Genomic DNA, 10,914 nt, shown 5'->3' on the forward strand with positions numbered 1-10,914 from the left:
GGACAACGGTCAGGCGACGACGGTGACGGTGAATGGTCCGTCGGGGAGTTGTGTTCTGTTGAACAACGCGGCTTTCGAGAAGGTGCGGGAGCCGGGCAAGAACCTGATCCGGCGGGCGCGCATCGAGCGCGTGGGCTGAGCGACCAGAGCCGGTTCGGGGCCACCGAAGCTACGGCGGGGGCACGTGCACGCTGTCCCCGCCGTGGCGTCGGCCGGTCGGACGGACCGGAGCCGCCGCCGCGACCTCCTGGACCGCACCCGTGACCCGCGCGGATCGGCTACGGGCCGGGAAAGCCGAAGCCGAGATCCTGACCGATGTCAGTACAGGCGCACCCTACCGATCGCTAGATTACCGTCCCGTACCAGGCTGAAAAGGAGGTGCTCGGAATGCCCGTACTCAACGAGAATTCGGACGTCTTCGAGAACGGCGGATCTTCGCTGCGCGTCCTGCAGATCACCGGCAAGATTTACGATGTCCTCGGTGTGGACGTGAAGCTGCGTCACGTGTTTTCGTACGCCTCCCCGCGCAGCCTTTCGGATTTCCTGGAGAATGAGTCGAAGCAGGGGGACTCCGGTGCGGACGGCATCAGCGTCTAAGGCATGCCGCTCCTGCGTGCCCGGAGGCAGAAAATGACGGCAGCGCAGGTCAAGGGTGCCCTGGGTCCGACTTCGTTCGCCGAGACGGCTCGACTGACCGGAGAGTTCACGGACTGGCATAATCTGCTCTACAAGGCGACGTGGCTCGCCGGGGAATTGAACCTCGGCGACACCGACGATGTCGCCCAGGAGAACGCCTACCAGCATTTCGCGGCGCAGCAGCGCAGCCGGTTCGCCGGTGCCTGGGGTGAGGAGCGCCGGGCGTTCTGGCACTCCTACGCCGAGGAGTTCGGGACGTATCCTCCGCGCTTCCAGGTGGGTGCCGAGCACAGGGGCGAGCCGAAGCTGAAGGTCGTCACCCGCGACCTGCCGGCGGATGCCAAGGCACGGGTGCACGCGTTCTCGCTGCAGGCTCGGGCGACTCCGTTCGCGGTGACTTCCGCGAGCGTTCTCGCGGGCATGCGGGAAGTCACCGGCGATCCGCTGGGGGGGATCTCCACCAACCAGCACGGTCGCATGCTGCCCGGTACCTCACAGACCGTCGGGCTGTTCGTCCAGACCGTCCCGCTGCACCTGGGCCGGGAGATCCGGAGCCCGCTCGAAACGGTCCGCGAGGTGTTCCTCCGCACCCATGACGTCTTCGAGTGCAGCCTTCCGCTCCGGGTGGCGGGGCGGTACTGGAACGAGGACCTGATGGTGCCGGACCAGGAGCCCGGGCTGTATGTGGTCCTGAACGAGGACCTGCCGTCCTCGGCCGATCTGCCGCCGCTCGCCGGAACCGAGGCCGAGTACGCAGAACTGGACATCAAGGGCGGAAAACGCTGGCCGGAGACCGTCGTCGTCGAGTGGAACCTCTACGAGACGGCTCCGCGGCTCTCGGCACTGCGGGGTTCTCAGCGCAGCCGGGACGAAGCGGCTCGCCCGCGGTGCCTCATGAGACGGATGCGGCCGGAACCCGGGCGACGGAGACCGGCCGCGCGGCGTGATCCCGTCGCCTCAAGAGGGCCGCGCACCCGAACGGTTCAGCTCGGGGAGCAGATCGAGGTGTTCCTCCCGCACCAGGTCGAACCGGAGCGCAAACGCGACCAGGGCTTCGCGCTTGGAGTGCATGCGGCCTTCGTCCACATACTTCGCCCACTGGCTGACCGGAAGCTTTCGATCCGTCAGGTAGTCGATGTGGTAGTTGATGCTGCTGCGGTTCGCATCCCTGAACTGCTCGATCCCCCTGAGCCGTTCGACCACCTCCTGCACGGAGGGCACCGCGGCCATCGAGGAGCCGCGCAGCCGCGGCTCGCACAGCGCGACGAGAACGGCGAAGTACTTGCTCGCCGTGTCCATCCTGGACATCGCCGACTCGGGGACCGTGGCGGCCTGTGCGGGCCCGAGCAGGGGCGGCGGGGGAGCGAAGACGGTGAGTTCGATCACGTCCTCGCTGGACGGGATCAGAATCCGCGACATTTCGAACGGGACCACCATGGCGAGGTGGCGCGGGCGCGCCTTGACCAGTTCCGTGCCGCCCTCCAGGTTCTCGACCACGTAGGTGGTGCTGGTGGTGAAGTTCGAGAAGAGCAGTCGGCGGTCTGAGACCTCGAAGGCGCCGATGCTGGGCGTCGCGCCGGGCTGGAACTGGCCGGTGCAGCTCGATACGCCGAAGTTCATCCGATCGCCGACTTTCAGGTTGATCCGCTCCCGGGTGCTGGTTCCGCGGAGCTGACCGGCGTTGTTCTGCCAGGTCACGATCACTTCAACATCGGCTTCAGTTTTGGCGTACATGAATGCTTGTTCCTGTCATTATCGTAACCGGCGTAATTACTCAGGTTTGAGTACGTAGCCGCCGCCTCGACCACTTGTGGGAGTTCGAAGGCGAAATTCGGCACCATCGGTGCGTTCGTTGAGACTGCGGGAGAAAAGTGGGAGTCGAACCATCCCTCGGCGTGCAGGGGGACACCCTCCAACCCCGCGGAGGCCGGCCGTTTTCTGGCGGTAGGCCACGACGTCTGACCTGGGGGCCAGAAACGACCATTGGCGTCAACTGGTGCCCTGCAGCGTGGACTTCACGGACTTTCAGAGCATCCGAGGGGATGCGTCACGGCGCTGCGCTGTCTGAACTACAGCCCGTCAGTTCTGTCCCTTGATCCGGCTGCAGACCGGCTGTCCTCATACTCCGCACGGGGCGAGATCCGGCGACCCACTGGATCGCCTGGGAGGAAGGTGAGGTACCGGCCGGTCGTCCCCTGCCGGATCCGGTGCAGGGCACGGGCATGCTTCAGACCTCGCAACACTGAAGCCCACGAAAGAATCCCCCTGCTGTGCATGGCCTGGCGGCCGTTCGAAACGCGGCGGACGAGAGGGGGCACCGGCGCCATTGCTGGGGGTGTCCCGCCCGTCGCCTCGAACCTATGTGCGCGTGGCGGGCGGCGCTGTGCGTGGTGTGCGCGACTCCTCAACACTGCGTGCAACCTCGCCACGCGGGGCGGCCGCCCGGTATTCGGAGGGAGTCATGCCGTATGCGTCGCGGAACGTCCGGCTGAACACGGTGGCACTGGAGAAGCCCCAGCGGGCCGCGATCGTCTGTACGGGGTGACTGTTCGACTCCGGGCGACCGAGGTCGGCGCGTGCACGTTCCAGCCGGCCCTGGCGGATGTAGGCCGCCACGCCGACGGGCTGGTCGGTGAAGAGGGAGTACAGGGAGCGCAGGGAGATGTTGTGCCGGTCGGCGACGGCTTGGGGCGTCAGGTCCGGGTCGCCCAGGTTGTTCTCGATGAAACGGGTGACGCGTTGAAACGTCTCCTGGGCGCGTGCCTCGGCCGGCGCCGCGTCAGGGGTGCCGAGTTGCTGCGCCAGGCAAGCGGTCGCCAGGTCGAGGGCAATGGACCCCATGCCGGCAAGCTCCGAGGGCTGACAGTTCGGACCCTGAGCAAGCAGGGTGCTCAGAAAGCTGCCGAGGATCGCACCCGTTCCCCTGTCGCCGCGGATGCGCTGCCCGAGGAGGCCTTCCACCTTGTCGTGCCGCAGCGGCAGGATCGAGCGGGGAACCTGGAGAATGCCCACCGTGGACTGCTCCTCGACACTTGCCCCTTCGCTCGGACGCGAGGTGTCCGTCAGGACGAGGTCCCCTGCGGCGACCGACTCGTGACTTCGCTGGGTGATCCGGAAGGCGCCTCGGGTGACCAGCGCCAGCTGAAACTGCTCGGGATCGCCCTTGCGCACATGAGCCGACGTGCGGCGCGACACCACTGGGGAGAAACTCAGCGTCGACAGTCGCACGGAACCGAGCTCCAGGTCGGCCATGTCCGCGTGAAAGCCGGAGGGGTGACTGGTGCTGAGGCTGACGGGCATCACGTGGTTCGACACCGCGTCACAGAACCACTCGAACTTCTCGGCAGAGGACGTACCCTCAGTTCTCAGATCCGCTGATCTCACGTACCCCCCGTTTCCCCACAGTGCGACAGCCATTATCAGCCATGGCTGGAGCCGCACCCTGGGAGACTGCTGCGTCCGAGCCGGGTCCCATCGTGCCACTGCGCCCACGGCCCACGCCCTGAGCCCACGCCCGTCGTCGTGGCGAGCGCGGGCGTGGTGCGTACCGGTGGGTCTGGTGGTGTCGGTGGTTGCAATGGTCCCGGTGGTCAGACCCCGCCCTCGATGAGCGACCAACCCGAGGAGACCTGGGGGAGAGGACCGACGTTGGTGTAGTTGCCGTTGACGAGCGTCGACGTCCAGGCGGTCCCGTCGTTCTTGTAGAAGAACAGGCTGTTCGAGGTCCGGCCCACCTTGTCCCAGAGACCGGAGGTGCCGATCTTGCGGAAGTCAATGCCAGAGCCGTCGGTCGCCTCGGACACCCTGAACTCGAGGCCGTCACCGGCCCTCGCCAAGGACAGCACGGAGTCCTCGGTCGCGGTCAGCTGCCCCAGGAAGTCGTCTCTCGGGATGCTGCCCGTGTCCGTGTACACGCCGCCCTGGAGGGTCCCGTACCCCACGTTGCTCCAGGGGAATTCGGTTGACCCGTGCCTGGCCGCGGCGACCAGCGTGTCGCACGAAGCGGCCATCGTTCCCCAGCCCGTGCTGAAGTCGCTGTACGTGCGCACCTGTCGGTACGTGCCGTTCTTGAGGGTGCCCGTGACGCCGTAGCCAGTGCTGCCGTTGTAGAAGATCACGGAGTCGCCGGACGCCTCGACGAAGGTCCAGCCCGTGGAGAAGTTGTCGAAGGTCCGGGTGCGGGTGTAGCGCCCGCCCGTGAAGGTGCCGACCTCCCCGTCCCCGGTGTTCTTGTCGTACAGCAGCAGCGAGTCGCGGCTCGCTGCGGCGTGCGTGTATCCGGCCGGGAGGTTGAACGCCGACTTGTATTGCCAGCGGCCGTCGGACAGGGTGCCCGTGCCCGCCTCGCCACTGCCGGACTTGTAGAAGAGGATCGAGGTGCTCGGAGTCGTCTGGTTGCAGTACGTCGAAGCGGCGGTTGCGGGCGTCACCGGGCCTGCGAGCAGGACGGCCGTCGCGGAAGTGGCAGTGGCAAGGGCGGCCACCAGGGATTTCCTCATGTCTCTCCCCATCTCCTCGCGCTTGGGCGCGTGCGGCACCAAGGGGTGTGCGGCAGGCCGTCGGGGCGCGCTTGTACCTCCCGCGCCGCGGCCGTGGATGTTCTGAAGGAGGACGCCCTGATACGCGGCCGGCCCGCCCCGCCGGCTCCGGCCCGTCGCCGCTGCCGAGCTCATTGCGCGCTCGTGCTCAGACGTCCTCGTTCATCGTGCGCTGCCCACGGCCGCACCGCATCTCGGTGCGGCGAAGGCGGCCGGTCCGGGCCTCGCTCCTGGGAGTTGGTGGCCGCGGCCCCGTCACGTCACGTCCGTGACCCGCGGCGGTATGAACGGCGGTGCGGGAAGCCGCACCAGGAACGTCGCTGCTCCCAGCCCGGGTGACGCTGCCGGCTGCGGGCAGGCCGGGCAGCCGACAGCCGGGGCCGCCTTACTGCCCCGGCCGACAGCATCCCCGCTCCGCCCGGATCCCTTGCCGCCGGCAGGATCAGGGACGGCCGGTGCTCAGGGGGAGGGTCGCTCCGGCGCGTACGGAATGGATGACCGCGTCATGCAGGGCCCGGCTCGCTTCCTCGCTCGGGCACGGGACGGGGCTTCCGGCGAGGGGGAGCCAGTCGGACCCCCCGCTGTACTGCACCGTGACGTGCGCCAGACCGTCGGCCTCGGTCCACGTGGTGTGAATATCGAGCTCACCGGTGAGGACGAGGCCCCCCTCGCCCGTCTGCACTCCGTTCCGTCCGGCGAAAACCCCACGGGTGGTCCATGATGCCCAGCTCATCCGGCCTCCCAGCTGCACTCGTCGTCCTGCCAGTGTGAACGAGTCGGCGCTGCCGCGCTCTGCGGGCCGCGGATGGCGCTCCGGATCACGCGAGAGTGGTACGTAGCACCCTCACGTCCTGCTTTGCCGACCGTGGCAAGTGGAGGAGCCCTCGCCATCGTTGCCTTCGCCGGTACGCGTTCTGGCCACGGCTCGGATCGGGGCAGCCCGGGCCGTGTCAAGAGTATTGACAGAAGATGAACACGACCCGACGCTGGGAGCGCTCTCAGACTTCAATACATCTATCCATGCCCCGCCGCCTCCCCCCGGCAGGTCCCCCACACAAGGAGGAAGAGAGTGTCCCGCTGGTCGAAAGTGCTCACATTCGGGGTCTCGGCCATGGTGGCCGCCGCCGGTCTGATGTTCATCGGGCCGTCACCGTCCGCAGAGGCCGTACCGGCCACCATCCCGCTGACGATCAAGAACACCTCGGGCCGCAGCGAACCGGTGTACATCTACAACCTGGGCACCCTGCTCGCGACGGGTCAGCAGGGCTGGGCCGACGCGAACGGCGCCTTCCACCCTTGGCCCGTGGGGGGCAATCCGCCGACCCCCGCGCCCGACGCGTCGATCGCGGGTCCGGCCAACGGCCAGACCAAGACGATCCGGATGCCCAAGTTTTCCGGGCGCGTCTACTTCTCCATCGGCCAGAAGATCGTCTTCAAGGTCAGCACCGGGGGCCTGGTGCAGCCTGCCGTGCAGAACCCCTCCGATCCCAACCGGGGGATCCTGTTCAACTGGTCCGAATACACGCTCAATGACGCCGGACTGTGGATCAACAGCACCCAGGTCGACATGTTCTCCGCTCCCTACGCGGTGGGCGTGAAGGCGGCCGACGGCACGGTCAGAAACACCGGTCGGCTCAAGCCGGGCGGATACAACGCCGTCTTCAGCCAACTGCGTTCGGCCGGCTGGGGCGGGTTGATCCAGAGCCGCCCCGACGGCACGCCGGTGCGAGCGCTTTCGCCCGGTCACGGCATCGAGGCGGGCGGAATCCCGGCCGGCGTCATGAACGACTACGTCAACCGGGTTTGGAGCAAGTACAGCACTTCCACGCTCACCGTGACGCCGTTCGCGAACGAACCGAACACGAAGTACTACGGCCGGGTCTCGGGCAACGTCATGAACTTCACCAACGGCTCAGGGGCCGTGGTCACCAGCTTCCAGAAGCCGGACTCCGACAGCATCTTCGGCTGCTACAAACTCCTGGACGCGCCCAACGACACTGTCCGCGGTCCGATTTCCCGCACCTTGTGCGCAGGATTCAACCGGTCGACGCTCCTGACGAACCCCAACCAACCCGACGCGAACGGCAACAACTTCTACCGCGAAGCCGTCTCCAACCACTACTCCCGCATCATCCACGAACAGATGGCCGACGGTAAGGCGTACGGCTTCGCCTTCGACGACGTGGGTGCCCACGAGGCGCTGGTGCACGACGGCAACCCGCAAGAAGCCTTCATGACGCTGGAGCCGTTCAACTAGGACTGTCCAGGAAACGTAGGTCGTTCGGCGCAACTCCCGTTCAAGGAAGATGCATCGATGACGTGCGAGAACCTGATCGAGGCCAAGGCCGAGACTGGCGAGAGCGGACTCCAGCAGCTGACGAAGCGGTTGCTGGAGTCCGACCTGGAGGGCGAGATCACCGATCACCTCGGCTAGGGCGCGTATGAATCGTGATCAGTAAGTGGTCCGGGTGAGGTCCTTGATCCAGATCATCGAGGCGCGTAGCTGGAGGCCGGTAAGATCGCCGGCCGGGAGCCTCCGTTAGTACGCTCCGACCACTGGCGCGGTACCCCGTCGGGCACGGTAGGTTCCCGGCAAGCACGACGAGGATTACGCCACGTCACACCCAGGGGGCGGATGTCCATGGTCTCTGCGCAGATACTTCTCGGCGACGATGCCGAGACAGTTCTCGACGCGGACAGCCTTCGGCTCGTCACTTGTGGGCGTCGCACCGACATCCCGCTTGCAGTGATCCAGGAGGCCCGGACCGACGGCGGGCGGGAAGTCGTGATCGTGCTCACCGACGGAGCCATGCATCGGGCGCACGGCGGCAACGCGACTGCCACCACCGCATTCGTGACCGCCCTGACGGCCGCACTGCCCGAACAGCGGGACCCGGCTGGGAGTGCACGGGTCACCATCACCGCCCTGGACCAACCGGAGAAGCACAAGCTGGCTGCGAGGTATCGACGGCGAGTGGCGATCGCCGGCGCCCTCAGCCTCGCGTACCTCGCTTACACGATCTGGGTCGGCGCCACTCGCGGGTCGGACGTACTCATCGTGATCGCCGGGGCGTTGCCACTCGTCATCGGCCTGCTCATGCTGTCGATTGCCGTGGATGACACGCTGATCCACCTCGCGCTGAAGCGGCGCGGGATCACCGTATTCGCCACGTTCGACTTCAGGACCAAGAAGGACGGGGCCGCCTGGTACAAGTACACCGATACCGAGGGCGTCGAGCACAACCACCGGGGCAGGAACCGCGGACCGCGCACCCGTGTCACCTACGACCCGAAGGAACCTTGACGAGCCTCCTCGGAGCTGACGTGGGGCCGCTTGCTGCTCAGGAACGGGGCACTCACCATCGGCGGGCTACCGCTGCTGCTGGCCGGCGGCACTGTGGCGTTCCTCATGCCGTTCACGTCGCAGTGAGAGAGTTCCTGACAGTGGGAGTTCATTGGGGCGCCTGCCGATCGGCGAGTACGCCCCGTACCCCTTGCGGTTGCGGCAGCAGTTCGAGGGTGTGATCTGGCGGTGGTCCAAGACCGGCGGACAGTGGCGGGAGATGCCGAAGGGGTTCGGAGCTTGGTCGACCTCCACAACCGCTTCCGGCAAATGGCGTGACGCCGGCGTCTTCCATGCCTTCCTGGAGGTGGAGGGCCTCGCGGAAGCTGCGAAGTGGGGCGAGGTGGACCTGTACCTGGTCAGCGTCGACTCCACCACCGCGCGCGCTCACCACGATGCTGCCGGGACGCACCCGGGCGAGGACGTCGTCACCGCCCTGGAGGACGCTGCCGTGGAGGCCGAGAAGGCCAGCTCCAAAAAGGGGCAGCCCCGAAGGATGAAACGGGCAGGATCGGGGTGGAGCGGCGACGCGTCCGGCGTCGGCACGACCCGGCAGGCGCGCCTGGCGCCCGGCCATCCGCCGCCCGGGCCCTCCGCTCGGGCACGGGCTGACGCGCGATCGGCGGACTCCGGGATTCACTCGTGGGGACGCGCCCGGTGGCCCCCCCCGGAACGCTGGAACGGTCTCGGCCCATCAAGCGAGCCCGCGGCGCCACCACAGGGAGGAGCCCTCCCCTGGCGATCCACCACGGCAGGCGACTCCTCGGCGCACAGCGCCCGGGCGGCCGGGGGAACAGTCTTCGCCGGTGAGCTCGTGCACGTCGACGACCTCTTCAGCGCCTTCGAGGGCATCGCAGGCATCGCGCCCTGCCGGTGACGGGCGGAGGGTCCGCCGGGAGCCGGGAGCCGGGAGCCGGGAGCCGGGAGCTGGGAGCCGGCTGGGCGCGGGGAAGGGGCATCGGCCTCGCCGCGCTCCCGGGAGGGCTGCAAAGGCTGGGAGAGGGTCGAGAACTGGTTCCGCGTGTCAGCCGGCCAGGGCGGCGAGGGTGGCTTCCAGGTCAGTCTTCCCGGGCTGGTTGTGGGGGAGTCTGGCGAGGATCTTGGACATGCCGCAGGTGTTGGTGAGGGCGGAGAAGACCAGCCCGCCGGCGACGCCCGCGGACAGCCAGCGTGCCGCGCTCCAGCGCTGCCCGGCCAGCAGACCGGTCAGTACGAGGGATCCGGCGGCGATGCGGACCTGCCGGTCCATGGCCCAGGCGGTGCGGGCTCCGGCGGGGCGGTGGGTGTCGTGGCCGAGCTGAACCCAGGCGCTGGTGCCGCCGGTGAGGGTGGCGGCGTTGATCCCCTGATCGGCCAGACGCTCGCAGGCGGTCGCCGAGCGGGCGCCGGAGGCGCACACGACGAGGAGGGCGCCGCGGTCGGCCGCGGTCCTCAGGGCGGGCAGGGCCGCATCGAGGTGGTCGAGGGGGATGTTGTGGGCGCCGGGCAGGTGGCCGGAGGAGTATTCGCCGGGGGTGCGGACGTCGATGACGGTCAGCTCGTGGAGGCGGGCGTTGGCCTGGTCGGCGGTGAGGGGGGTGTTCGGTGCCACGGGGGATCTTCCTTTGCTCGGTGGGGGGTACCCCTTCGGTAGGATACCCAAGGGGGTATCTCGACGAGGGAGTGTTGGCTGTGGAACTGGCGATGGCGGCTGAGGAACTGAAGACGGTGGTCAACCGGCTGCGCCGGGCGCAGGGCCAGATCGCCGGTGTGATCAAGATGATCGAGGAGGGCCGGGACTGTGAGGACGTGGTCACGCAGCTCGCGGCGGCGTCCCGGGCTTTGGACAGGGCGGGATTTGCGATCATCGCGACGGGTCTGCAGCACTGCCTGACCGATGCGGACATGGCTGCTTCCGGCGACCGGGAGCAGATGCGTGCCCGTCTGGAGAAGCTGTTCCTCTCGCTGGCCTGAGCCGTGGTGTCGTAGCCGTGGTGCCGTAGCCGTGGTGGCTGCGGCGCCTGATCGGCCGTCCGGATTTGTCAGGTAAGGGCGTCGGCGAGCATGAACGCTGCCACGGCTAGAAGCACGATGGCGAAGGTGCGTTGCAGCAGGGTGCCGGTGACCTTGGCGGCCAGGCGTTTGCCATCCCAGGCCCCGAGGATCGCGGCGCCGGTGAAGGGGCCGATGACCGCCCAGTCGATGCCGGCGGTGGTGGCGCCGCGGGTGGCCAGGGAGGCGAGCGAGTTCGCCGAGATGACCAGCAGGCTGGTGCCGACTGCGGCCTGCATCTCGAAGGCCAGCACGGTGACCAGGGCGGGGACTGCCAGGAAGCCTCCGCCGACGCCGAGCAGCCCGGTCAGCGCCCCCAGGCCGGCTCCGGTCCCCGCGGCCTTCGCCGGCCGCACCGGCGCGGTG

At 67.9% G+C, this 10,914-nt stretch carries 11 protein-coding genes; 6 read left to right on the forward strand and 5 right to left on the reverse strand.

Features of this window, described 5'->3' with window-relative positions; all coding sequences use genetic code 11:
* Window positions 1–387 precede the first annotated feature (387 nt).
* Both ACFCZ1_RS29240 and ACFCZ1_RS29245 read left to right on the forward strand, forming a co-directional pair.
* Window positions 388–597 (forward strand): phosphopantetheine-binding protein, encoded by a 210-nt coding sequence (locus tag ACFCZ1_RS29240; RefSeq protein ID WP_376681274.1) that lies wholly within the window; start codon window positions 388–390, stop codon window positions 595–597.
* Window positions 598–630: 33 nt separating this feature from the next.
* Entirely contained in the window at window positions 631–2,181 is a 1,551-nt protein-coding gene (locus tag ACFCZ1_RS29245) for a hypothetical protein (protein WP_376681275.1), read from the forward strand.
* An 813-nt stretch (window positions 2,182–2,994) separates the two neighbouring features.
* Here ACFCZ1_RS29245 and ACFCZ1_RS29250 read toward each other — a convergent pair.
* From ACFCZ1_RS29250 to ACFCZ1_RS29260, 3 genes are all read right to left on the reverse strand, one after another.
* Entirely contained in the window at window positions 2,995–3,951 is a 957-nt protein-coding gene (locus ACFCZ1_RS29250; RefSeq protein WP_376681276.1) for a helix-turn-helix domain-containing protein, read from the reverse strand.
* A gap of 275 nt (window positions 3,952–4,226) precedes the next feature.
* A complete protein-coding gene (locus ACFCZ1_RS29255) occupies window positions 4,227–5,135 on the reverse strand; it encodes a hypothetical protein (RefSeq protein WP_376681277.1) in 909 nt (302 codons plus the stop codon).
* A 481-nt stretch (window positions 5,136–5,616) separates the two neighbouring features.
* Window positions 5,617–5,907, reverse strand: a complete 291-nt coding sequence (locus ACFCZ1_RS29260) for a hypothetical protein (protein WP_376681278.1) — start codon at window positions 5,905–5,907, stop codon at window positions 5,617–5,619.
* Window positions 5,908–6,285: 378 nt separating this feature from the next.
* On the opposite strand from ACFCZ1_RS29260, the gene ACFCZ1_RS29265 reads away from it, so the two are divergent.
* From ACFCZ1_RS29265 to ACFCZ1_RS29275, 3 genes are all read left to right on the forward strand, one after another.
* Window positions 6,286–7,431 carry a glycoside hydrolase family 64 protein gene (locus tag ACFCZ1_RS29265; protein WP_376681284.1) on the forward strand — a complete coding sequence of 382 codons (1,146 nt, stop codon included), beginning with the start codon at window positions 6,286–6,288 and terminating at the stop codon, window positions 7,429–7,431.
* Between the two features lie 384 nt (window positions 7,432–7,815).
* The gene (locus ACFCZ1_RS29270; RefSeq protein WP_376681279.1) at window positions 7,816–8,478 is read left to right on the forward strand and encodes a hypothetical protein; all 663 of its coding nucleotides are present in this window, start codon (window positions 7,816–7,818) and stop codon (window positions 8,476–8,478) included.
* A 151-nt stretch (window positions 8,479–8,629) separates the two neighbouring features.
* Window positions 8,630–9,394: a transposase gene (locus ACFCZ1_RS29275; RefSeq protein ID WP_376681280.1), complete on the forward strand. Its 765-nt coding sequence runs from the start codon at window positions 8,630–8,632 to the stop codon at window positions 9,392–9,394.
* 147 nt (window positions 9,395–9,541) lie between these two features.
* On the opposite strand, the gene ACFCZ1_RS29280 is transcribed toward ACFCZ1_RS29275, so the two are convergent.
* Window positions 9,542–10,108, reverse strand: coding sequence for a rhodanese-like domain-containing protein (locus tag ACFCZ1_RS29280; protein ID WP_376681281.1), 567 nt, complete (start codon window positions 10,106–10,108; stop codon window positions 9,542–9,544).
* Between the two features lie 80 nt (window positions 10,109–10,188).
* Here ACFCZ1_RS29280 and ACFCZ1_RS29285 point away from each other — a divergent pair, with 80 nt between their 5' ends.
* Window positions 10,189–10,470, forward strand: a complete 282-nt coding sequence (locus ACFCZ1_RS29285) for a metal-sensitive transcriptional regulator (protein ID WP_277323089.1) — start codon at window positions 10,189–10,191, stop codon at window positions 10,468–10,470.
* 68 nt (window positions 10,471–10,538) lie between these two features.
* Here the strand turns inward: ACFCZ1_RS29285 and ACFCZ1_RS29290 are convergent.
* Window positions 10,539–10,914 (reverse strand): TSUP family transporter (locus ACFCZ1_RS29290; RefSeq protein ID WP_376681282.1); only part of this gene is annotated, 376 nt, incomplete at its 5' end.

Source organism: Streptomyces sp. NPDC056224, assembly GCF_042267665.1.
Classification (GTDB): domain Bacteria; phylum Actinomycetota; class Actinomycetes; order Streptomycetales; family Streptomycetaceae; genus Streptomyces.